General features: G+C 49.6%; 18 protein-coding genes and 1 pseudogene. 3 read left to right on the plus strand and 16 right to left on the minus strand.

Annotated features, from left to right (window positions below):
- Positions 1–150: 150 nt before the first annotated feature.
- Positions 151–1,551 carry a sugar porter family MFS transporter gene (locus G9G54_RS05880; protein WP_165176616.1) on the plus strand — a complete coding sequence of 467 codons (1,401 nt, stop codon included), beginning with the start codon at positions 151–153 and terminating at the stop codon, positions 1,549–1,551.
- A gap of 69 nt (positions 1,552–1,620) precedes the next feature.
- Here G9G54_RS05880 and G9G54_RS05885 read toward each other — a convergent pair whose 3' ends face one another.
- The 15 genes and pseudogenes from G9G54_RS05885 to G9G54_RS25425 form a co-directional block, all read right to left on the minus strand.
- Complete coding sequence (locus G9G54_RS05885) at positions 1,621–2,532, minus strand: AraC family transcriptional regulator (RefSeq protein ID WP_165176618.1); 912 nt, start codon at positions 2,530–2,532, stop codon at positions 1,621–1,623.
- A gap of 148 nt (positions 2,533–2,680) precedes the next feature.
- Positions 2,681–3,220 (minus strand): TetR/AcrR family transcriptional regulator, encoded by a 540-nt coding sequence (locus G9G54_RS05890; RefSeq protein ID WP_238807753.1) that lies wholly within the window; start codon positions 3,218–3,220, stop codon positions 2,681–2,683.
- Between the two features lie 318 nt (positions 3,221–3,538).
- The gene (locus G9G54_RS05895) at positions 3,539–4,195 is read right to left on the minus strand and encodes a DJ-1/PfpI family protein (RefSeq protein ID WP_165176620.1); all 657 of its coding nucleotides are present in this window, start codon (positions 4,193–4,195) and stop codon (positions 3,539–3,541) included.
- A 188-nt stretch (positions 4,196–4,383) separates the two neighbouring features.
- Positions 4,384–6,222, minus strand: coding sequence for an ABC transporter ATP-binding protein (locus G9G54_RS05900; protein ID WP_165176622.1), 1,839 nt, complete (start codon positions 6,220–6,222; stop codon positions 4,384–4,386).
- Complete coding sequence (locus G9G54_RS05905) at positions 6,203–7,939, minus strand: ABC transporter ATP-binding protein (protein ID WP_185156277.1); 1,737 nt, start codon at positions 7,937–7,939, stop codon at positions 6,203–6,205. Before G9G54_RS05905 ends, G9G54_RS05900 begins: the two co-directional genes overlap by 20 nt.
- 243 nt (positions 7,940–8,182) lie before the next feature.
- Entirely contained in the window at positions 8,183–9,319 is a 1,137-nt protein-coding gene (locus G9G54_RS05910; protein ID WP_165176626.1) for a homocitrate synthase/isopropylmalate synthase family protein, read from the minus strand.
- Positions 9,297–10,061 carry a HesA/MoeB/ThiF family protein gene (locus G9G54_RS05915; protein ID WP_165176627.1) on the minus strand — a complete coding sequence of 255 codons (765 nt, stop codon included), beginning with the start codon at positions 10,059–10,061 and terminating at the stop codon, positions 9,297–9,299. Before G9G54_RS05915 ends, G9G54_RS05910 begins: the two co-directional genes overlap by 23 nt.
- Positions 10,062–10,164: 103 nt before the next feature.
- A complete protein-coding gene (locus G9G54_RS05920) occupies positions 10,165–10,554 on the minus strand; it encodes a NifB/NifX family molybdenum-iron cluster-binding protein (RefSeq protein WP_165176629.1) in 390 nt (129 codons plus the stop codon).
- Positions 10,551–11,858 carry a nitrogenase iron-molybdenum cofactor biosynthesis protein NifN gene (gene nifN / locus G9G54_RS05925; protein WP_165176631.1) on the minus strand — a complete coding sequence of 436 codons (1,308 nt, stop codon included), beginning with the start codon at positions 11,856–11,858 and terminating at the stop codon, positions 10,551–10,553. The genes G9G54_RS05920 and nifN overlap by 4 nt, the downstream gene beginning before the upstream one ends.
- Positions 11,848–13,209 carry a nitrogenase iron-molybdenum cofactor biosynthesis protein NifE gene (nifE, locus tag G9G54_RS05930; RefSeq protein WP_165176633.1) on the minus strand — a complete coding sequence of 454 codons (1,362 nt, stop codon included), beginning with the start codon at positions 13,207–13,209 and terminating at the stop codon, positions 11,848–11,850. The genes nifN and nifE overlap by 11 nt, the downstream gene beginning before the upstream one ends.
- A gap of 79 nt (positions 13,210–13,288) precedes the next feature.
- Positions 13,289–14,818 carry a nitrogenase molybdenum-iron protein subunit beta gene (gene nifK / locus G9G54_RS05935; RefSeq protein ID WP_165176634.1) on the minus strand — a complete coding sequence of 510 codons (1,530 nt, stop codon included), beginning with the start codon at positions 14,816–14,818 and terminating at the stop codon, positions 13,289–13,291.
- Complete coding sequence (nifD, locus tag G9G54_RS05940; protein WP_165176636.1) at positions 14,815–16,263, minus strand: nitrogenase molybdenum-iron protein alpha chain; 1,449 nt, start codon at positions 16,261–16,263, stop codon at positions 14,815–14,817. Before nifD ends, nifK begins: the two co-directional genes overlap by 4 nt.
- Before the next feature lie 88 nt (positions 16,264–16,351).
- On the minus strand, positions 16,352–17,218 hold the full coding sequence (gene nifH / locus G9G54_RS05945; RefSeq protein WP_023987270.1) for a nitrogenase iron protein: 867 nt from the start codon (positions 17,216–17,218) through the stop codon (positions 16,352–16,354).
- 6 nt (positions 17,219–17,224) lie between these two features.
- Positions 17,225–18,724 carry a nitrogenase cofactor biosynthesis protein NifB gene (gene nifB / locus G9G54_RS05950; protein ID WP_165176637.1) on the minus strand — a complete coding sequence of 500 codons (1,500 nt, stop codon included), beginning with the start codon at positions 18,722–18,724 and terminating at the stop codon, positions 17,225–17,227.
- A 271-nt stretch (positions 18,725–18,995) separates the two neighbouring features.
- A pseudogene (locus tag G9G54_RS25425) lies at positions 18,996–19,328 on the minus strand (GH32 C-terminal domain-containing protein); the annotation flags it as partial.
- Between the two features lie 789 nt (positions 19,329–20,117).
- Here G9G54_RS25425 and G9G54_RS05960 point away from each other — a divergent pair.
- Together G9G54_RS05960 and G9G54_RS05965 are read left to right on the plus strand one after the other, a co-directional pair.
- On the plus strand, positions 20,118–20,618 hold the full coding sequence (locus tag G9G54_RS05960) for a hypothetical protein (RefSeq protein ID WP_061831006.1): 501 nt from the start codon (positions 20,118–20,120) through the stop codon (positions 20,616–20,618).
- Between the two features lie 258 nt (positions 20,619–20,876).
- On the plus strand, positions 20,877–21,749 hold the full coding sequence (locus tag G9G54_RS05965) for a DNA-binding protein (protein ID WP_165176639.1): 873 nt from the start codon (positions 20,877–20,879) through the stop codon (positions 21,747–21,749).
- Between the two features lie 393 nt (positions 21,750–22,142).
- Here the strand turns inward: G9G54_RS05965 and G9G54_RS05970 are convergent, their stop codons facing one another.
- A complete protein-coding gene (locus tag G9G54_RS05970) occupies positions 22,143–24,563 on the minus strand; it encodes a rhamnogalacturonan lyase (RefSeq protein WP_165176641.1) in 2,421 nt (806 codons plus the stop codon).
- Positions 24,564–24,626 lie beyond the last annotated feature (63 nt).

Raw genomic sequence — 24,626 nt, forward strand, 5'->3', positions numbered from 1 at the left:
CTATCTCCGATTCGGGAACCGAAGCCAAAATCGTGCATGAAAAGGTCCGTTTATTGAAGACGATAACCGGCCTTTCTTTTATAAGCGCATGTTATACTTCTCCTCGAAGAACGGAATGAGGTTCCAGAGATCTGGAGGGGAGATGATCATATGGCAGTAATCATCAATAATGAAAGCGCTCAACAGAAAGCGCTTCAATCAGAAAAACCCAATATGCTTTTTGTGACGTTGGTATCCATCGTAGCTGCGCTCGGAGGCATCCTGTTCGGTTTTGATATCGCGGTTGTTTCGGGAGCAGTCGAATTCCTACAGCAGCGTTTTTCGCTGAGCGAATTTCAGGTTGGTTGGGCCGTTTCAAGTCTGATTGTCGGGAGTGTCACCGGAGCAGCTCTCTCCGGCTACATGAGTGAAAAGATCGGCAGAAAAAAGGTATTACTGGCCGCCGGATTTTTATTCGTCGTCGGCTCGATCTGCTCTGCGCTTCAAGACACGTTCACCGGGTATGTTATCTTTCGCATGATCGGCGGCATTGGCATAGGAATCACTTCCACCGTTTGTCCGGTGTACAACGCGGAGATCGCTCCCGCCAAATACCGAGGTCGTTTGGTTGCTTTAAATCAGTTGGCGATCGTAACAGGGATTTTCCTGGTTTATTTTCAGAATTCGTGGATCGTCAGCATGGGGGATGAAGCCTGGGGTGTCTCAACAGCCTGGCGCTGGATGTTCGGAGTGGGAGCCGTTCCCGGACTGATCTTTATGCTCTTGATGCTCTTCATACCCGAAAGCCCGCGATGGCTTATTAAACAAAATCGGCCTTATGAAGCGCTGCCGATTTTGCTGAAAATTCACGGTGAAGAAGCCGCTAAGCAGGAAGTGCTTGATATCAAGGAATCATTCAAAAATGAGAACGACTCATTGAAGCAATTGTTCGCTCCCGGTATTCGGGTCGCTCTCTTTATCGGTGTTATGCTCGCCATTATGCAGCATATTACCGGCATTAATGCCATTTTGTATTACGCGCCGGTTATCTTTAAAGGAATGGGACTCGGTACGGACGCTTCTTTGACCCAGACCATTTGGATCGGGTTGATCAATGTGTTGTTCACCATCGTATCCGTATGGCTGATCGACAAAGCGGGACGAAAAGTCCTGCTGATCATCGGCACCTCATTGATGACCTGCTGTTTGGTTATTATTGGCGCCGCATTCAAAATGGGTTTGACCACCGGACCGCTCATACTCATCATGATATTGATCTACGTGGCCTCCTATGCTATATCGCTTGGGCCGATCGTATGGGTTATGATCTCGGAAATCTTTCCGAACCGCATTCGCGGCAAAGCGGTAGCCATCGCTTCGATGGCATTGTGGGCCGGCGATTATCTGGTATCGCAGGCATTCCCTCCTCTGCTGAGTTCAGCCGGCCCGTCCAATACTTTCTGGTTATTCGGAGCCATCTCGTTGTTCGTCGTAGTCTTTTTATGGCGCAAGGTTCCCGAAACCAAGGGGAGATCACTTGAACAGATGGAAAATATGTGGCTTGGGAAATGACCCAACTTTAGCCACGCCCTCTGAGTCACACCGACCTTAAATCGGTAATGGTTCAGAGGCTTCTTATTATCAGCTCCCATCCTCCTCCGCATAGTTCCTCACATTGCGCTCCACAGCTGAGCGGTATTCTACAGGCGTCTTGCCTGTGTGCTTTTTGAACAACATATGAAAATACTGCCTGCTGGCCACGCCTACATAATCGGCAATTTCTTGAATGGGGATGTCCGTTTGCTGAAGAAGCATACGGGCCTTGTCCATTCGCAGCATCGTTAAATACGCGGTGAGCGTTAGCCCAGTATGTTTTTTGAAAATACGGTGCAAATAACCTGGGTGCAGATTCACGGCTGCCGCCATGTCCTTAACCACAATATCTCGATCATAGTTCAGATGGAGAAATTCAATGCATCGTTTGATGTACATATCCGTTTGCTGCGTGTTGCTGCGCTCTGCCTCTTCCCGTAGACGTGCAATTCGTACTAGCAATTGCATAAAAAGCATCTCTGCCATTGCACCCGGCTGTTCTTTTCGTTGGTCTAGCTCCAGCACGAGACTTTTCAGCGCATAATATACTTCTTCCGGGTCCGATAGTACCAAATACGGGAACGGACGTGACATGAGCGTCGTGACCTCCTGCTCCTCTGCTGCCATTTGTCGGATAGACGGCCCTACCCTCACTCCCTCCGAAAAACCAAACTCTACATTTAGCATCCGGCACGGTTGTTCTCCTTCCACCACCAGTCGATGCGGTACACCTGCGTCTAGCATAATAAACTCGCCTTTACGCAGCGTGATGCTTTCTTCCACATTCTCTCCCGTTTGTACATCCACCCTGCAAAAGCCGGAAATCATGTACATAATTTCGGTAGAATGATGATCGTGGTAAGACATGGTATAGTCATGCCATTGCTTGTAATAGTAAGCAAAAAAACGGGGAATATAATCCCCGTCACGCAGCCGTGGCTCAAACAGACTTCCGTTCATCCCCGCACCTCCACAAAATAGATAAGGCTAACACGACAACGTATCTGCAACCGCTCTATTTTCACAGTTTAACAGACTGAGCCATGTACTTCTATTTCACTCCATCAGACGATCTGAAATCCTCTGGAATATGACAGGCGACTTCTGCCTAAAAGGTTGGGGATTTACCGCTTTCTGGACTTAAATACTGAATCAACATTCCCACAAATCGGTTAGCAATTTGTATATCCTCAAGTTCGTTATTCCAATCGTCCTTGGACGTCAGACTCATTTTCTGGAGTATACCCATCATAGACGTGAAGATAAAATGAGCGGTCTTTAAGGGTTCCGTATCAGACTTCAATGATCCATCTTGGAATCCAGCTTCCAGAGCATCCATCAGGAAATGTCGTTCCTTTCCCCTGCTAACAAAATTTTTGTACTGTTCTTTGAGTTCTTGATTTGAACCATAAGCTTCGTAATGCAGATCGAATAAAAGAATAAACTTGATGTATTCCGGATGTTGCCAAGCGTAATCAATCCATGCATCAAGCATCGAAGTAAGCATCTTCTTACCGCTCATTTCGGCTGAAGGCGCCCTTCTAACAAATTCGGTCATGCTCTCCAGGATTTCCATCTGAACCTCAAAGATCAGTTCGTTCATGGACTGAAAGTGCTTATAGAATGTGACCCGGCTTACACCAGCCACGTTGCATACATCCTTAACATTAACAATAAAGCGATGGCTGTCATGATCAAAGAGAGACGTATTAGCCTCATCTCTCCAAGTCTCTTGATGAGATAATCGAGCAGCCATATCTGCACAACGATGCCTATAATTGCACCAACCGTAATGATGCAATAAACAAATTCACATCAGAATGAAAAGTGGAAATGTAGCAGACTTAGGTAAGCTGCTCATGTTTGTAACCCCCTTCAACCATTTACACTATGTAACCCTTTACTATGTGTAAACTATACTAGTTGAAATAGGGTCTATTGTAAAAAAAATACAGACCTATTGAGCCTAGCTATTGGGCTCCTGTTTTGCAAACTCCTGTAACATGCCTCTTATTTGTTCTACCAATTTAGCAGGAGCTTTCTTGGGTGAACCCGTGTCAAACGGAGGCTGAGGATCGTATTCCAAAATCAGCTGGACTCCTTTACTCATGTCTTCTCCCAATTCCCAAGCTATTAACTGGAGTGCCATATCAATACCAGAGGAGACACCGGCTGCTGTAATCATTTTGCCCTGACGAACCACTCTCTCATCTGTTGGAATGGCTCCAAGAGATTGGAGCAGGTCTAAGGAACCCCAATGACTGGTGGCTACGGTTCCATTTAACAAGCCTGCGGCACTCAAAATCAAAGAGCCGTTACAAACCGACGTGGTCCATTTTGTAGTTTCATGTATTTGGCGAATCCAATTTAACGTTTCTTCGTCATTCATTGGGGTTTTATAATTTGGCGGACTGCATCCAGGAACAACAAGAATATCAGCTGAATTAACTTCAGAAAAACTGTAATCGGCATGCAAATAACCCATATTTGAGTCCAGCTTGATTAACCCTTTTTGCTTAGCGACAAACTTCACTTCACATTTCAGTGTAGCAGCAAACACATCGTATGGACCTATTGCATCTAACGCTGTAATTCCATCGAAAAGCATGATTGCGATTTTCATGATGCTCTCTCCTTTGAAGTGGGATTTTATTCTTGCACACCTATACTAACATACATATACGGGGTATGGGTATATTTGATGATGTAAACCTTTAATAGTACGTACCTGTAAAAAGGCATACTTAAAAAGGACTACCCCGGGGTAGCCCTTTTTAAGTATACCTGCAAAGCTGTTGATCGAGAGCCGACTTAAGAGCTTTGCTTTCTCAACTGACCATAATATAAATCACTGTAAAAGCCTTTGTGAGCCAGCAGTTCATCATGAGAACCCTGCTCCTCCAGACGGCCATCCTTCAAGACCAGAATCCGGTCAGCCTGACGAATGGTATTCAGCCGATGCGCGATGACGAAACTTGTTCGACCCTGCATAAGCCGCTCCAGTCCTTCTTGTATCTTCATCTCTGTAATGGTGTCAATGCTACTGGTTGCCTCGTCGAGTACAAGGATAGAAGGGTTGGCCAAAATAGCACGGGCAATAGCCAGCAGCTGTTTTTGCCCTTGACTGATGCCGCTTCCATTCACTTCCAGTACCTTGTCGTATCCGTCCTTCATCCGAATGATAAAGGAATGGGCGTTAGCCAGTTTCGATGCTTGTTCAACCTCCTCATCGGTGGCGTCCAGTCTGCCGAAGCGGATATTTTCACGAATTGTCCCCTGAAACAGGAAGGAGTCCTGTAGCACAAATGCCATACGGGAACGCAAGCTTTCACGCCGGATGGTAATAATGTCGCGCCCGTCCAGCGTAATCGTTCCCTTGTCGGGGCTATAGAATCTGGAAAGGAGCTGGATCAGTGTCGTTTTCCCTGCCCCGGTCGGGCCGACTAGTGCGATCATTTCACCAGGTTTGGCTTCAAAGGAAATACCTTCCAGCGTAGCGCTTCCCTCATCATAACCGAAGGAAACATCCGTAAACCGCACCGCCCCCTCCACATGCGCTACCTCCACTGCCCCGCGTTCATCCTTGGACTCTTCATCTTCATCCAATATTTCAAATACACGCTCAGCTCCGGCAATGGCAGACAGCAGGGTGTTCCACTGGTTAGCCAAATCGTTCAGCGGTCTGGTGAACTGGCGGGCATATTCTACGAATACAATAATTGTACCTATAGTAATGGAGCCGCGAATGGCCAAAATCCCACCGATCCCCGCTACAATAGCAAAGCTGAGATTATTCAGTCCGTTCATCAGCTTCGGTATGAAGCCTGAAATCGTTTGGGCCCAGAAACCCGACAGCCGAATACGGTCATTACGCTCGCCAAAACCATAGATGACTCTCTTCTCCTGCGAAAATGCTTTAATAATCTGCTGCCCGGACAGCGTTTCTTCGATGTATCCGTTCAGTTCGCCCACATTCTTCTGGCGTTCCTTATATAAGGGCCCGGTACGACGTGTGATCCAGCGCATCCCGGCAGCCATTAACGGTACCACGATAAAAGTCAGCAGGGTCATCAGCGGGCTTAACCACAGCATCACCGTGAGTGTACCGATTAGCGTCAATATGCTCGAAAAAATCTGAATCGCGGAGCTGTTCAGCGTAGAACTGACATTTTCGATATCATTGGTCAAACGGCTCATGATCTCTCCCTGCTGACGTTTGCCGTAGAAAGGAATCGGTAGTCGATGCAAATGTGAAAACAGATCGAAACGCATGCGGTACACCGTCTCTTGGGCAATCTCGATCATCCAGATATTTTGCAGCCAGGAGGTCAGCGAGTTGAGCAGATATACAGCTCCTAATCCGATAAGAAAATAAATCCACGTGCGTCCACCTGGACCTTCGAGAAAATCATCCACCGCTACGCCGACCAGATATGGACCCAGCAGAGCTAGCCCGGAGCTGAGCAGGACCATGAACAGTACCAGCATCAGTTTGGCCTTACGGCGAGCCAGATAAGCCCATATCCGTCCTAAGGTGCCAAACCAGTTCTTCGCTTTGGCCTTGTGGCGTCCTTCAGCTCCCGCTGGATTTCGCAGCACACCAGACGGCGGTGTAGGCTGACGGAACGGTTCAATGAGTTCCTTGAACATGCGACTCCTCCTTTCCATATTGTGATTCATAGATACGCCGATACAGATCCGAACTATCCATGAGATGCTCATGGCTTCCGCTTGCCATCAGGCGACCCTCATCCAGCAGTAAAATCTGATTTGCCGATGCGGTCGAGCTGATCTTCTGCGTAATGAGAAATGTCGTGCAGGACAGACCATCGAGTGCATTCAGTAGTGCTGCTTCTGTCCCTACATCCAGCGCACTTGTGCTGTCGTCCAAAATCAGCACTGCCGGCTGGCGTACCAGTGCGCGGGCAATCGAAAGCCGCTGTTTCTGTCCGCCAGACAGATTGACGCCACGCTGCCCGAGCATCGTGTCATAGCCTTGCGGCAAGCGTTCAATCATATTATGGATTTGCGCCATGCGTGCGGCTTCCTGAATTTGCTCCAGGCTCGCATTCTCCAGCCCCCAAGCAATATTATCCCGAATCGAGCCGGTGAATAGCAGTACCTCCTGAGGGACATAGCCAATCGCCTCTCGTAATATGGACGCGTCCAGTTCACGAGCGTCCTTTCCGTCAAAGCGCACATGACCTTCATCTTCTTCATACAGACGTGTAATCAACTGCACAAGTGAAGATTTTCCCGAGCCAGTGGCCCCCATAATAGCTATCCGCTCGCCCGGTCGCGCCCTAAAAGAGATATCCTTTAGTACAGCCAGATCACTGCCCGGATAATGAAAGCTCACCCGGTCCATTTCCACCCGCCCCTCAATCCGTGTATGATGTGTTGAAACAGACTCCAGTTCTTGCCTATCTTCATTAGATGTGTCCAATATCTCTCGAATCCGCCCGGTAGATGCAGTAGCTCGGGAAAATACAACAACGATACCTGATAAGGCAGACAAGGCTCCTATCGTCCGCAGTGAATAATTGACGACTGCAACCACCTGTCCTACACTGGCATCCCCAGTGGAAATTTGGCCGCGTCCGAACCAAAGTACTGCAATAATCCCTGCATTCATCGTAAACAAAATGAACGGCATCGTCGTTTCTGTCCAGCGTAGAGCGGACACCGTCCCTTTCATCAATTCGCCTCCATAATGGGCAAAACGTTCGATTTCATGCCGCATCCGCACAAAAACCCGGATGAGTCGGATGCCTGTCAGATTCTCCTGAATCACTCCGTTAACGTCATCCAAGCGTCGCTGGACACCTTTAAACAAAGTGACCGTTCGCCGCATCATCACCAGCACAAACACGAACAGCACCGGGGCCATAACCGCCAATAGCAGCCCAAGCCGGAAATGTACAACCAGTGCCATCACAATACTGCCGATGACTACAAGCGGAACCCGTGTCATAAACCGCAGGCTCATAAACACCGTATCCTGTACTTGCGTGACATCCCCGGTCAGACGCGTAATCAGCGACGAAGTGGCAAAACGTTTAAACACAGGATACGAAAAAGATTGCACTTTACGGTACAACTTTTCCCGCAAATCATAGCCGAAGCCCTGACTTGCATGTGAAGCAAAAAAAGAGCTGGATATCCCCGCCATAAAAGCGATAACGGCACTCCCCACCAGTACACTGCCCCATAACCAGACGACGGACAAATCCTGCTGTCGGATGCCCTCATCAATGATTTTAGAGATCAAATATGGCTGCGATAGCTCTACCGTCAATTCCAGCAACATCATCACGAGCGCTGCGATGGCTGGAACCCGATATTTTTTCAGAAAAGAAAACATCATTCCCACAAGCATTCCTCCAATTGCCCATAGCCGTCCTTCCAGATCAGCGTGTCATGGTTATAAGATTCGAACCTGTCTGCTGTAAAACCATATATACGCACTTTATACAGCACTATATTTTATTATACCCTTCTGAACGGCTGCGTTTAACCAGCAAATTGGGACTCCGGTTGTGAAATTAAAAGATATACAAGAAAGCGTTCCAGTCACGGTCACACTTACCGGACGGGAACGCCTTTTTGATTATTTCGGCAGCTCTGCCGGATAATACTGCAACCAGCGCTTTAAGTCCGCGCTATGGATGACACGCTTGGGATCTTCACCGACTAGGCGAAGCCGCTCCAGCACAAACTTGATTTCACCGGAGCCTGCCTCGATTCCTTCCTGCTCCAGCATATATTGAACTGCACTTCTGCCCGAATGCTTGCCGAGTACGAACGAATGGTCAGTGCCCAGCTCGGTTGGATCAAGGGTCTGATAGGCGGCACGCTCCTTTAGCAGACCGTTGATATGTATGCCGGATTCATGGGCGAATACCATGTCTCCCACAATTGGCTTGCCTTCAGGAATGATTCGGTTGGAGGCTTTGGACACCAGTGCAGCCAGCGGGTTCAGCAGTTCGGGACGGACGCTGCAGGTTCCTTGATATAGGTCCCTCCACGACATCACCACCTCCTCCAGCGCCGTATTGCCTGCCCTTTCCCCAAGTCCTGACACCGTGGTACTGGCCCAGACAGCTCCCGCCTGCAAAGCTGCCAGGGTATTGGCAAGCGCTAGGCCATAATCATTATGACAGTGAATCTCAAGCTCCACATCCTGCGGCACGCGTAATACAAGCCTGTCTATACGGGCAGCTATCGCAGCGGGATGGTAAACAGACAGCGTATCGGCATATCTGAAGCGCCGGATGCCATCCCTGTAGAGCTGATTCGCCAACTGCTCAAGGAACAGGTCATCTGCCCTTGAAGCATCCTCAAAGCCTACGGAAACAGTCAATCCTTTACACTGACCGTAATCGACAGACTTGCGGATCAGCTCTGTCACCTGCTCAGGATTCATACCCAGCTTGGCCTTCATCTGCACCGTCGACACGGGAACCGAAATATGGGCCCAGCCCACACCTGTCGATTCAGCTGCATCAATATCCGTGAACACCGCGCGATTCCAGGTCATTAGCTTCATCTGAAGTCCGAGAGCAGCAATCCTGGCAATAGACCCGCACTCTGCCTTTCCCATTGCCGGAATTCCGATCTCAGCCTGCTCCACCCCCGCTGAATCCAGCATGATGGCAATTTCAGTTTTCTCCTCGGCCGAAAAGGCAACGCCCGGAGCCTGTTCTCCGTCACGAAGTGTCGTATCACAAATATGCAACTGGCTCATCTATATCCCCTCCCGTTCCGCAGCAAGGACAACGCGGGTTGCGTTTGACCGCTATAGTGCAGCTACTCATATCCAGCACATTCATACGGTACATACGGTCAGTGAACAAATTGCCCGCATCTGTAATCCATTTGACCGCTTCCAGTGCAGCCATACAGCCAATTAAACCCGAGGTAGCTCCCAGAACCGGGAATCCCAGAGGCTCCCAAGGCTGTCCGCCTTCCGGGTAGAGACATTCCAGGCATGCCGTCCTACCGGGATCAATGGTCATCAATGATACTTCATAGGCGTACATGGCCGCTTCTATCATCGGTCTGCCATGTCGAACACATAGTCTGTTCAGCGCATATCTTTCCGGAAAGTCGTACCGTGCATCAATCACGATATCCGCCGCTTCTACCCATGGTCCAGAGGATTCTTCCGTGATTCTGTGGGCGTGGCCCTCAAGTTGGGTCTCTGGGTTAATACGATGCAAATGCTGCAATGCCGTCTCCATCCGTTCCTCCCCGATTCGTCCGCTGTCCATCAGCACCTGCCGGTTCATATCGGGTAGATGGATTAAGCCCTCATGGGCCAATATCAGCTTCCCCACTCCGGCAGCGGCTAGGTACATGGCCGCTGTTCCTCCCAATCCTCCGATGCCTGCGACCATAACAGTAGCTTGCTTTAGCTTGTTCTGACCTTCCACTCCCAGCAGCTTCAACTGGCGTCCGTATCTACTGTCTTCCAGCAGCTGTACCATTCGTCCACCCCTCCATGTGCGGCTCCCGCCTTTAAGATACTCGGTCCGCAGGATCTTGACACCATATCTGGTTGTTCTTCGGTTATTCTTCCTTACTGAAGACTCATGATCCGGCTTTGCCGCTGCCCTCCTCAGCATGCAGGATTTTGGCAAGCCACATGGGCGGATTGCGAGCCAGCATATTCTGGAGACGCTGGACCTGCTCCTCAATGGTGCTGCCGAAGGCCACCTTCACAGGCATAATGGTCCGTTTGGTAACCTGTGCGGCGGCTGAAGCGCCGATCTGTACCAGAAAGATCAAGGCACAATCCTCGATCAGGCCAATTCGGCTGGCGATCTTGCCCGCCTCGTTCTCATCGCTCCCCAGGGCTATCCGCCGATGCTCCAGGAACTGAACGCCTGAGTGCCGGATTTCGAATACAGTGAACATAGGACTCTGCCCAAAATGAGCATTCACAAGCACACCGTCTTCCGTCGCAAATGCAACCTTCATCCTCCCTTACCCCCTTCGGCAAGCAATACATTGCCTACTTTGTTCACCCACTCCATGGTTCCACGGTATCCGACGCTTACGGATGTGTGGGCGCCCAGCTCGTCATACACCGGCAAGCCTGCCGGCACGAATGAGGCGCCAGCCCGTGCCGCTCCCTTTCTTCCATGCGAATTGCTGATCCACAAATCAGCGCCCTGCGCGCTCTCCTCTGCATCATCCAGATCACCGATCCAGACTTCCCGTTCTGTCTTTTGCAGTGCGGGCGTGCTGCAGGGTGTTATTAGCCGTTTCAGTTCCACTCCCATCTCCTCCAGCCAGGCTGCGGTCGACAGCATATGATCCGGTTCTAGCGCCACTACAGCGGAAGCACCGGAATAATAGAAATGGGCATCCAGCATGCTGTCCAACAGATTTTCACGCTGCCAGCGGAAGCGAACAGGGGCTGGCTCGCGGCTGATTTTCTGCAGAAAATGTATGAACGCATCGCTCGCGGCCAAGCCAGACAGACCCGTGAACAAGTGGTAGGGAATGCCTGCGGCATGAGTCAGCCTGCGCGCCGGACGCTCCATGCTCGCGCCAATGGCAATGGTGCAGGAAGACTTCAGCATCTGGCAGGCTGAATCCAGGGGAGTCCCCCCTCTCGTCAAAGGGGAAAAACCTGTCAGCAGGTGACCGGACAAGGAAGTGGAGATATCGGGGAGTGTAATAACCTCTAGGCCGAAGGAAGCGATAATATCCTTGATTTCCATGACATCACCGGCAGTCAGATAAGAAGCCGGCAGCAGATTGACCTGCGTCCGGCGCTGTTTTTTGGGGGACTTGCCTCCGGCTAACCCGAGTACGGCATCCATTAGCGACTCTACTGTACTGCTGTAGCCCGTCTCCAGAGAGCCGTGAAAATCAGGCAGCGATACAGAAAACAGCAGACTGTCCTTCAATGCCCGTTCTCGCTTGAACGCCTTTACCCTAGACTGAAAATCAACGCCTGCCACCTCGGTGAGGGCCGTGCTGATAACGCCGATGACATCTGGATGGTGTTTGGACCAGATATGATCCAGCGCCTCCTCCAGATTCCGGTCTGCATCAAATATAACGTCCATCTCTTGCAGCGCAGAGGTCTGAACGGCAATCGGCTCTCGAAAATGGCGAGTCAGCAGCGCCTTGGAGAAGGCCGAGCAGCCCTGAGCGCCGTGCAGCAAAGGCATTGAGCGATACATCCCCTGCAGAGCCAGCACGCCACCCAAAGGCTGTCCTACCTTGAGCGGGTTGACACTGACAGGCTTCGTGGCGGATTTAATCGGCAAATTCCGTCTCCTCCTCCCATGGAGCCAATTTGGCGGTCAGTTCCCATACCGGATGCTGTAGCGTATGCACAAGCTGTTTCGCCAGAGATAACAGCCCGTCATAGCCCGCATAGGCTTTGTGCCGTTCTTGATTGATGTCCACAAAAGGAATTTGTTCCTTCAGCGCCATATACATGTTCCGGCCCCCGGCAATGACCATGTCTGCCTTGCGGCTCCGTACGGTCTTGAGAATCTGCCGGGCGCCGCCTTCCGGGATGTATTCCGCATCATCTCCGATACGGTCAGCAATCCGGGATACATCCTCGGCAGTGCTTTTGTTCGTGCCTACACCAACCACCTTAATGCCCAGCTCCTGCAAAGCCGTAATGACAGACCAGCTCTTTACACCCCCGGTATAGAGCACTGCCCGCTTTCCTTTCAGTTGCTTGCGGTAGGGCTCCAGCTCCAGCGATAGCCTCATTTCCTCCCGTGCGGCCAGCTTATCTACCCGTCGCTCCACATCACGATCTCCGGTCAGGTAAGCCATCTGCCGCAAGGAATAACTCGTCTCCTTTGCTCCATAAAATGAACCTTCAAAATAAGGAATGCCGTATTTACGCTCCATTTGGACTGCCAGACCCAGCAAAGCCCGGCTGCATACGACCATATTGGCCTTGGCACGATGCGCCCATCCCACCTCACGGAACCGACCGTCTCCGGTAATTCGGGACAGGATACTCATTCCCGCCTGCTGCATCAGCCGCTCGATATGCCACATCTCGCCGGCGATATTGTATTCCCCAATGAGATTGATATCATGGGAGGTTGTCTGTTCCGGCTCGGTGCTGCCGATAATATGCTGGAACAGCACGTCTCCGGCCAGCCGGGTCCCGAGATTCTTGCTGCCCACAAATCCCGGGCTGTTCACCGGAATGATCGGCGTTCCCAGCTGCTCCGATTCAGCCTTGCAAACTCCCTCGATATCTTCACCGGTGAGGGCTGTGACGCATGTGGTATAGACGAATACAGCGGGAGGAGCAAAGCGGCTGACGATGTAGCGGATCGATTCATGCAGCTTTTGTTCACTACCAAAAATGATGTCCTGTTCTCCAAGATCAGTAGTGAAGCCATACGCCGACAGCTCCGGGCCGCTGGACAGGCTGCCTCTGCTCTCCCAGCTATTGCCGAGACACGCAATCGGCCCGTGCACCAGATGAGCCGCATCTGCAATGGGGATCAGTGTAATCTGGGCCCCGTCAAAGGAGCAGCCACCCGAAGCCTCCCCCGGCACAGGCCGGGGACAGGGCGTGCTTTTGGGAATTTTGTTGCCGCAGGATACCTCCAGCCTTCCGTTAGACACAGCCGGCTCCATCCGCAAACCCCCTTATTTCAGATAGAATCCATTGAAATCACAAGCCAAGCTGTCAACTTCCATCTACGCGATACAGCAATTAGCGCACTAGATCAAAGCTATGATCCGGAGCCTGCTCCTCCATGACATCCAGTACGGTATTCACGAATTGGGTAAGCAGATTCAGCGCACCCTGGTAGCCGATAATCGGATAACGATGCAGATGATGCCTGTCGAAGATCGGAAAGCCCACACGGAGCAATGGAATTTTCGCTTCTTTCGCCGCGAACTTCAGGTGGGAGCTACCAATAGCCAGGTCTACTGGGTCCTGGAACAGCAGCGAACGCATATGCCACAAATCCTGACCGGAATGAACCGTGGCTTCTGCACCGTAAGGGCTGGACTTCAGCAGAAGCTCTGCTTCCTTCTCAAATTTCCGGTCCCCATTGGAGCACACAATATGCACCGGCTCCATGCCCAGCTCCAGACAAAAGCCAATCAGGCCGATGAGCATATCCGGGTCTCCCGCCATAGCTACTCGTTTGCCGTGCAGATAAGCATGCGAATCCATCATGGCATCCACAATTCGGGCGCGCTCCTGCTTCAATGCCTCGGGAATTTCTCTTCCAGACAGGCGGCTAATCTCCTCAAGCAACCGATCTGTAGCCCGGATGCCCAGCGGTGTGGAAATGGAGGACACCTGCTGCCCCCAGGTTTGCTTCATATAACCTAATGTTTTACGAAGAGAGTACTGCTGGATCGCCAACGTGCCGGCAGCATCTGCGGCCTTGGGCACATCCTCAAGCGGCGTTCCCCCGTAATAGTAGCTGTACTCTCCAGTAGCTCCTGAATCAAAATTACTGCTGTGGTCACCTAGAATGGTATACGTAACGCCGAACATCCCCAGTATGCGCCGCATTTCCGCAAAATTGCCCGTATATCCGTCAAACCCGAGCAGCACATTCAGCTTCAATTCATGACCAGGCTGTGGCGTCTGGCCTGACTTGTTATACAACGTCTCCAGCACAGAGCGCAGCATCGCGTCATAGCCTGTAATATGTGAACCGGAGAAGCTGGGGGTATTGGCAAAAGGAACCGGCATATCCTCGGGAAGGGCTCCCTCCTGACGGGCATTGGCCAGGAAGGCAGACAGATCATCCCCGATCACCTCTGCCATACAGGTCGTGCATACCGCAATCATCTCCGGCTGATACAAGGCAATGCAGTTCTCTATACCGTCAATGAGGTTGCGCATGCCGCCGAATACGGCGGCATCCTCGGTCATCGAGGTGGAGACGGCAGGAACAGGCTCTTTGAAGTGGCGGGCAAGATGGCTGCGGAAATAAGCCGTACAGCCCTGTGAGCCATGAATGAACGGGAGCGTTTTTTCGAAGCCCAGCGCAGCCATGACCGCTCCCAGCGGCTGACAAGCCTTGGCCGGGTTCACGACTACAGATGTACGAGCGAAATTCTTATCCTTGTATTCCTTGGTCTTGGTGTACTCTAGGGTGGCGGTAACCTCCTCTGGCGAGCAAGGGGCCTCGAAGGCCCGTTTCTCCTCACGCTGGCGCACATATTTATCCTGCCGAAACAGCTGATTGTGATCGACAATGTTCAGACGCTCGCTCATACCGGCACCTCCGCAGTCTGCCGGGACGGCAGCAGGCTCCATACTGGACTGTTTATGGTCATATCCATATCACGCGCAAAAATCTTAAAGCCGTCAAAACCATGATAAGGCCCGCTGTAATCCCAAGAGTGCATTTGACGGAAGGGAATGCCCATTTTGTGATACACGTATTTCTCCTTGACTCCGGCGCCCATTAAGTCAATATTCAGCCGCTGGGCCAATTCTTCCAGTTCATATGCCGTTGGATCATCGTACAAAACAGTGCCTTCCTTTACATCGGGAAACGTCTTTTCGTAATCATCCTTATGGGCAAATTCATAGCCTGTAGCCACAATTTCCATACCCAGATCCTCATAGGCACCAATGGTATGCCTTGCCCGCAGTCCGCCAATCAGAAGCATCACCTTTTTGCCTTCCAGACGTGGGCGGTATTTACGGATGACCGCCTCCATCTGCGGCATATATTGGGCGATGACCTGCTCACATTTTTCCTGAATCGTCTCGTCAAAGCGGGCAGCAATCGCTCTGAGGCTCTCCATCGTCTTCGTCGGGCCAAAGAAGTTATATTCCATCCAGGGAATTCCGTATTCCTGCTCCATCGTTGTGCACATATAATTCATGGAACGATGACAATGGATCAGATTGAGCTTGGATTTATGGGCAATCCCCAGCTCATTGATCGTACCATCACCCGACCACTGCGCTATGACCCGCAGTCCCATTTCCTCCAGCAAAATGCGTGAGGCCCAGGCATCACCGCCGATATTGTAGTCCCCGATAATGGAGACATCATAAGGCCCAGACTCCTTCAGCTCGCGGCGCCCCATCAGAAAATCGCGGATAGCATCATTGGCAATGTGATGGCCCAGAGACTGACTCACCCCACGAAAGCCTTCACAGCGTACAGGAATGACCGGAATGCCCAGCTCCTCTGTCATCTTCTTAGCCACGGCCCCGATATCATCACCAATCAGTCCGACCGGACATTCAGATTGTACGGAGATGCCTTTAGCCAGCGGGAACATCTCCTTAATTTCCCGGCAGATCACCTCCAACTTCTTATCTCCGCCGAACACGATATCCTTTTCCTGAAAATTGCTTGTAATCTGCATGGCGGTAAAATTATCGATGCCCAATACCCCATTCGCATAATTGCGTCGGGTACCCCAACTGTATTGCCCGCAGCCGATGGGACCATGGCTAATGTGCACCATGTCTTTAATCGGGCCCCATACCACACCCTTGGAGCCTGCATAAGCACAGCCCCTTGCTGTCATAACGCCGGGCCGTGATTTCATGTTGGACTTAATGGAACAGGTTCCGCAGTTCACAAGCTCCTCATCCGCGATCTCAAAATGCTTGGTCCGGTCCTTCTTGGCCTTCTTGGGATATACCTCCAGTATCTCCTCTACGATCTGCTTTCCCTTATCCACAATACTGCTCATTTGGCCTATTCCTCCCTCCTGCGAGCTACGCGTTCAGCTCCCCCCATCATCACACGTTGGTTCCGTCATTAAGCCTTCTAGCTGGAGCCTACTGCCCGGACGCCTCAGCTTTGTTAATTGCGGTTTCTTCATCCTCAATAATGCCGAATTCCATCAACAGATCCTCCAGATCTTCCATGGAAATGGGAGTCGGAACCGTTAGCATATCGTTATTCAAAATCTTACCTGCCAGCTCTTCATACTCCGCAGCCTGCTTATGTTCCGGGTTATATTGGGTAACGGTCATACGGCGCAGCTCAGCGTGCTGCACGACATTGTCACGCGGCAAAAAGTGGATCATCTGCGTGTTCAGTCTTCTTGCAAGCTCTGTAATCAATTCCGCTTCCAGGTCCGTATTCCGGCTGTTGCAGATTAAGCCGCCCAAACGCACCCCGCCGCTGTTGGCATACTTCAATATCCCGCGCGCAATATTGTTGGCAGCGTACATAGCCATCATCTCGCCTGAGCATACAATGTAGATTTCCTGAGCCTTCTTCTCCCGGATCGGCATGGCGAAGCCCCCGCATACAACGTCCCCCAGTACATCGTAGGAAACAAAATCCAGCCCTTCGTAGGCCCCCTCTTCCTCCAGAAAATTAATGGCTGTGATGATGCCGCGTCCTGCACAGCCGACACCAGGCTCTGGCCCGCCGCATTCCACGTTCAGAATGTCACCGAAGCCCTTTTGGACAACATCCTCCAGCTCCAAATCCTCTACCGTGCCCCTTTCAGCAGCCAGATGTAGCACTGTCTGTTGGGCCTTCGTATTCAGAATAAGACGGGTGGAGTCTGCCTTGGGATCACAGCCTACGATCATAATTTTTTGTTTGAATTTGGTCGCGAGCTGAGCCAGTGTATTCTGCGAGGTTGTCGATTTGCCGATACCGCCTTTACCGTAAAACGCAATTTGTCTCATATTTTCTCAGCCTCCAAAATGTTCAATGGGTAAATCCGAATGATTGCCCTTAACTCCCTTATTGCGCTTACTTCCCTTATTGCTCTGCACAGGATACATATAACGCAGAAATTTTACATATTCCAGAACGGATTCCTCAATATCCCCGCCGCATACAATAGGCAGCACGCCAGCATCCTGCAATGCCTCTTTGGGGGCTTCGCCTATGCCGGACGACAGCAGCAATGCACAGTCATGCACCATGGAAAGGATCTCCTTCATCGTCTCGACCTTGTCTCCATTGCAATCGGCTTTCCCATGGCAGTAGGATTGCACCTTACGAATGCCTATGAAATTTACGATAGTCCCGTCGCTTTCATAGATCATGAATTCCTTGGCACGACCGAAATGCTGATTCACCTTCCCTCCGCCACGACTGGCCACAGCGATTAGGACTGGCTTTGAGGTAAAGCTTGCTTCAGGCTTATCCTCCGATAACGGGCAGCTACATCCAACCCCGGTTGACGTTTTTTTGTGGTGCGATTGTCCCTCCTTGCGTTCCATTCTCACTCTCACCTTCTCATCCAGTTCTTTCTGAAATTGTGCCCTTGCCTCTTCATCCATGGGAGGAGCAGCCGCAATGTTCTCCCATGTAAAATCCTGATTGCGATCCTCGCCCAGCAGTCCAATCGCATCCGCTCTGCACTGACGGCAATGGCGCATAATGACAGCTCCCGCCTCAGCACATTGCTCCTGCAGCTGCCGGACCAGACGGGGACGGGGGGCCCGCATCCCTTCCTGCTCATACCAACTGCCGGGTGCGATGATGAGCGGCATAATGTTGTGCAGTACCGCGCCGTGCTCCTTGACCACCCTGGCTACCTCTGGCAGATGGGCATCATTGACTTCGGGAATCAGCACCGAGTTTACCTTGCACAATACGCCTCTCGAAGCCAGCATCTTCAAGCCTGCCAGCTGGCGGTCAATCAACAGCCGCGCGGCCTCCTCTCCTGCATAGCGTTTTCCTTCATCGTAGACCCATCCATAAATGTGGCTCCCCACCACTGGATCTACAGCATTGATCGTGATCGTGACATGCGAAATACCCAACTCTACAATCCTGTCGATATGCCTGATCAAGGTAAGGCCATTCGTGCTGAGACAGAATATGACATCCTTAACTGTCTCACGGACCCGGCGGAAGGTATCGAAGGTTGCCTCCGCATTGGCCAGCGGATCTCCAGGTCCCGCAATGCCGACAACGGACAGTTGCATCAGCTGTGCCGCTACGCCATAGGTCTTGCTCGCCGCCTGCTCCGGCGTGAGCAGTTCACTAACAACGCCGGGACGGCTTTCATTGACGCAATCGAATTTGCGGTTGCAATAATGGCACTGAATATTGCATGCCGGGGCTACTGGAAGATGAATGCGCGCAAAATAGCGATGTGCCTCTTCGTTATAACAGGGATGTCGTCTAAGGGTGTCCAATGCTAAGGGGGTTTCCGAGAGATCAGCTAAAGAGTCCATTCATTCCCTCCTCTCTACGTTATATTCCCTTACACAATTCTCTGTTTTTGTCTGGAATATAATTACATCTTAGAGACAGGGACAAATACAGTCAATTCGCTTCTCCATGAAATCCCTGACATTTATCCTCAATTCACATATGTGTCAAATTTTACGTCAAGTAATATATCGTACACTTTACATGTGTGCGGTTACATTTCATATTCTCAATAACATCAAGACGTAAAAAAAGAGAGTCCGTAGATACGGCTCTCCTATTGAGACAAGAAATTCAAATTGGCTCGATCCTTACATATTGGTAAAACGCCTGCCCTCCAAATACATTCACACCCACATGTCCCTCGGTAAACGTACCCTCTTCCAGGTCGATGACATGCTCACCGTCTACGTCAATGCGAATGCGCAGGCCCTCTGCCACGATTTTAATATGATGAAACATTTCCGGCAGAACGAATCTTGGAACCTTGGCAAGCACCTGCTGATCCTCGAAACGGCCGTCTTTTTTATAGAACAGACGAATCGATTTCATATTGAGGTCCAAATTCAGGTAATAGCCACTCGTTCCGTCAGCATTGGCGCGAAATATCAGTGATCCCGCACTTCCTTATTCCCCGAATCGGAAGCCGTAACAACAGCTTCTCCCGGGGCAACCGCCTCCATTAGCACGCTAACGTCCTCGGACGCAGTGATCTTGACAATCTCAGGATTGTTGGAGACCCAAATTACATCACGCCTTGAACAGATCCCGTTAACCTTCTACAAGCCATCCGTGCTGAGGTACTCCGCCACCTGTCTCTAGTGCCGCACCCGCTGCAGCAACCAAAGACCACTTGTAGCTCCTATTTTAGCTCCAGCTGCAACTATTGTAACGCAAACATCAAAATCTGAATTAGGATGACTGGCATGATACTGTAGAGCTAAGGCTGATAAGATCACACTTTATCAAAGTACCAGTGATGCGATGAATAGCTTTCTGCCGATAATAGGTAATCTCTACAACACAACGAACAATCAAAATATTGAAGTACGGCATAATTTAGTTCTTCTAATTGATCAGAGCTTAATACAGGTTGGAGAACATCGTTTTGGGTAATAAAACTCATTAATGCTCTTGCGATGCTCTGATAATATGAAAGCATTGTTCCATTTTTTTATTCATCCCAATAAACTGTCTGGGAAATTGTTCGGATTTTCGGAGTAAAACGAGCCAAATGAGTCCAGGAAATCCAAACAGATTTTTGAGTAAATACGAACAATTAAATTCAGGATTAATATGGAAATAAATAATATATTTAATACTATATTACTATTTTTTTGTCGAAACACTACAATAAGTGGAATCTTTTAGTATAATAAGGTGGTAGTTTTATACAAATATAGGGAGGAATAATCAGTGAAGAAAAAACATTTAATTGCGTCAGCCTTATCTTTAGGTTTACTAGGAGGAGCTATTGCCGTGCCCAGTGCGATCTTTGCGGATTCAGATGCTGTAACTGATTCTGCAAATACATCCACTACTGCACCCCAAGATGCTGGTACAACAACTACTAGCGACCATGTTATAACTCCTCAAAGCGTGGGAAATTCCTTTAACTTTACTGTAGGGGGAAGTGCAACTGCACCAGGCAGCTTCGAGGTTCCTAAGGGTTTCGGGTATGTTAAATTGCGCATTAGAAACTATGCAAATGCCCCAGTTGATTTTACTGTAGAACACAATGATTCTGGTAAAGCGTATGTTGACGGCCAGACAATCAGCAAAAACAGTGAAACTGTTTGGAGAAGTGCTGATGCTATGCGTTCCGGACGATATACAATTCAGTTCCGTGGTGGTTCAAACAAAGTTAATGTGGAAGTATGGGGCGTAGCCGGTTCATTGCCTTCGGACGCAAAATAATAGCTGATCAAAACAAAGAGAGCTTCAGACCTTCGTCGTCGGTCTGGAGCTTCTTTGTTTTATTTTTTTAGGTCATATCGTAGTTTGAATAAATCTTTTAGCATATCAGACAATACAAAAAATTAGCATTTATGTAAGAAAAAATTGACCACTGGACAGAAAATGACTATATTTGTATTATATTGTTATAATTTCTGGAACTCACATCTTGGTGTACATACTCCATATATTACGAAAAAAACTATGGGAGGAAGTTGGATGGAAGAAGTTTTGGAAGGGAAAGACGCTACTTATTTATTAACGGATCATCATAGATTGGATAAATGTATTGAATTACTTCATTTGCGGTTCTCTCAACATGCCTGGGAAGATATATTGGCCATAGCCGATCATTTGCACAGCCTTGCTGAGAAAATGTATAACGAAGCGCAAGAAGCAAGCTTGCAAAAATTGCCTTATCTCTTTAAGGCAGAACGGCCTTTGGTATTCTATTACGGGTTCAGCTATCTGGCCAAGGGAACGGCTCTTCAAAAACTCGGTTTGTACGATCAGGCCAGAGAGTATATTTTGAAGTATTCGGAATTAGGCTGGTTTTCGGGGTTGGACAAAATCGGCTGGGAAGAAGTCGATCGATTCAAATTTTTTGCTAAAGCAAATCTGTATACGAATGATTTGCTGTCTGGAAAATTGAGCGTGCTACCTGAGTATGTTCAATTTTTAGAAGATAATCCGGAAGAGTTATTGCCCGGACTCGTCACGATCATGGAGACAGCTTCGCTTCATTCGATTAATATAGATGATCTACTTGAAAAATTCTCAGAAAAAATCGAGGATTTTGGAAATCTCGAAGATACTACAAATAGAACTCACTATTTTAGATTCTTGTATCATCGGGCTATTTACTATGCTAAACATCAAAGGTATCAAGATTCTGTACAGCTTATTTTACTGTTTTTAACATCTTATAATATGATTAATGATGCGGACTTTAAAAAGTTTGTTGTACTATTTGAGGTTTATCGGCAGTATGCTTCAAATAAGCAAACAGAGCAGTATCAAAATCTTTGTAAGGAGCTGTTGAAGCATGAAGAAGGCGTTAGTATCTGTGATGGTGATATTCGCTCTCGTTAGTATTGTCCCCCTAAGTGGCTTTACCAGCAGCAACACAGGATCTTTTACAACTTTTTCACCAGAAAATCACGGTTGGAACTAAATGTGATTTTCTGTAATGAGAACCATCAGTGTTGGGGAAGTCCTCCTGACATTGATGGTTCTTTAATATTTGGGGTCATATGCGACCACTGACGCTTTTTCGCAATCGTTCCGTCCTCTCCGCTGCTTTCAACAGATCTGCTATTTTAGAGGTGGTCTAAAACCAGAAATGCCTACATGGATAGAGTCGTCTATACTCTTAAACTTTTGAATACAGAAAGGCAAGCCTCTAAAATTCAGAGGCTTGCCTTTTTTCTAAATCCATTAACTAATTTATATGCGGAAGTAGAATCTTAGGCTTCAGCTAGTCGTTTATAAATCCTCTGCTGGAACTACAGGAACTACTGGGACTGCTGCCTCTACTTCATCCGCTTCGTCACTGCTCTCTTCCTCCATCAAGGCTTTTGGCGTGTAGAGCTTGGGAATCGGCACATTCGCCCAATCCATATCGGATGCAAAATAAAAGCTCGTGTAGGACGGCTGGTTATACCCGGTATTTTGACGCGCCACATCCGTGCGATACTGCGGATCATGCATCAACGTGTACAATTTATGCGTCGTAGGTTCTGTGCTCAGATAGATACGGATTGCTGAGCTATCCGCTGTGCGGACGAGCATTTCCTCGCGCCAATCTCCGAAAATGTCGGCTACCAGCGATGGCGTTCCTTTCGTATAGTTGTTCGTTTTGGTTCCAGTAGCGGTCAACAATGTACCTCGTTTCCAATCCTCAATGGTTGGGGTTACATCAATTGCGCCGTTTACGATTTGTGTGGTCATATCAGCTGCCCATTTGATACTCATATTGGTGCCGGGCATCTTCGTATCCAGCTGTTTACCTGCTGCGGTCCACAGGCCTATGGCCCAGGTCTCCAGACCTCGCTGATCCGGGTCGATGTCACCGACCATTCCCCGACCTGTATCCTTGCCGGAATATGCGCCGTAAATGATTTCACCTGTTTTGGCATCCCGCAAAGAATAGCCATATGGAGCGTAAGTGCCGCCTTCATGTACCATAAAGATTTCTTTGCCGGGGCGATCCGGGTCAATATCGGTGACATGCAGCGCATCGCCATGGCCCAATCTGGCGGTTTGACCCGGAGTTGCGCTTTCAGGAGGCATGACATCAAATGAGCTGTACAACAGGTTGCCATCATGGTCAATCGTGGCAGAACCGTATACGATTTCGTCCTTGCCGTCACCATCCACATCCACCATGCTCAAAGAATGCGCTCCTTGTGTGGTCAAGGTGCCAAATTTCGGGTCCGTTCCATCACGTCCATGCGGACTATCGTTAAATGGATTGGTCATTGGTGCCCAGCCACTGTCTACCATCCAATGTTTTTGGAGATGGCGACCATCCCATGTGTAGGTAGCCAAGGTGGAACGCGTATAATAGCCCCGTGCAAATACAGCGTACGGCTTGCGCCCGTCCAAGTAAGCCACACCTGCCAGGAAGCGGTCTACACGGTTGGCGGGTTCAATTCGGGCCATAGCATAGTCACCCCACATGAGGCCATCGTCATGACGCTCCGGCTCATAGCGGATGGTATCCAGCTCAGCTCCCGTTTTCCCCTTGAAAATCGTCAAGTACTCCGGTCCATCAACAATAAAGCCCTCGAACTCTCTCAGCTTGTTTTTGTCGCTCCGTGATGGTGCATATACATCCATAAAGTAGTCTGTCAGGCTTTCCGCATCCTTTCGGGATAACGGATAACTGTACTTCGGAGCGATGCCAAAGCATTCCTCCAGCGTAGCAGGCCATTGTCCCTTGACCACTTCTTCATGCTTCGTCCAGTTCATGAACATGTTCACCACATGCTCATAATAATCCGAGCGACTCAAACGGTAATCGTCCTCATGTGTAATCCCTGCTTTGCGATCCTCGCGTGGCAGAGTAATATATTTTTCTTTTTTCGGCTTGCCCTTCTTATCAAAAGAAATCGTTTTGGTCCCTGGAGCCGTTTTGAACATCAGCTCGGCTTTACCATCGCCGTCAAAATCGTACACCATCATCTGTGTATAATGTGCACCTGATCGAATATTCACGCCCAAGTCGATCCGATACAACAGCTTGCCTTCGGCCGTATACGCATCGACATACGTATTTCCGGTATACCCCTTCTGAGATACATCCTTGGAGTTCGACGGGTCCCATTTTATAAAAAATTCATATTGCCCGTCTCCATCCACATCCCCCACACTCATGTCGTTGGCCGAATAGGTATAGGATTCACCCGCTGGTGTTACACCATCGGCAGGCTTTTGAAGAGGAAGTTCATAGTAACCCTGCTGCCATGGCTTCACTTTGGCGCTACGATCCTTTTCTTTGCCTTTTACGACTGAAGCTACTCTGTACACCGCATTTCCGGTTCCTTCCTTATCCACATAGTTGGTGCTGTCGGTCACCGTCGCGATCTTCTTACCGTCACGGTATACGTTAAAGTCCGCTCCTGTCAGCCCCGTTGGACCGTAACCGTTCACTTCTTGAGCCAATAACCGCCAGCTTAAAAATACCCCCTCCTGCGTCACCGCAGCTACCAGTCCGCGATCCAGCTTTTCCAGCTGAATGCTGCCGCTACGGTTCTGTTCTACTGCGATTACTGATTCCGCCTGCAGTGTGGGTTCGGACAAGTCTTCCGCAGCCACTCCTCCAGTCGCCCCCGTCATCGCCAGCATCGCTGCCAACGCGGCGGTCAAGCTTCCCTTTCGCCATGCGCCTTTCCCTCGAGCCATTCAGGTCGTCCTCCTCAATTGTATTGTGATGACAAGCTAATACCTGAAATGATTGCGCTTACA

This window comes from Paenibacillus sp. EKM212P (assembly GCF_011066115.1).
In the GTDB taxonomy this organism is placed as follows: domain Bacteria; phylum Bacillota; class Bacilli; order Paenibacillales; family Paenibacillaceae; genus Paenibacillus; species Paenibacillus polymyxa_B.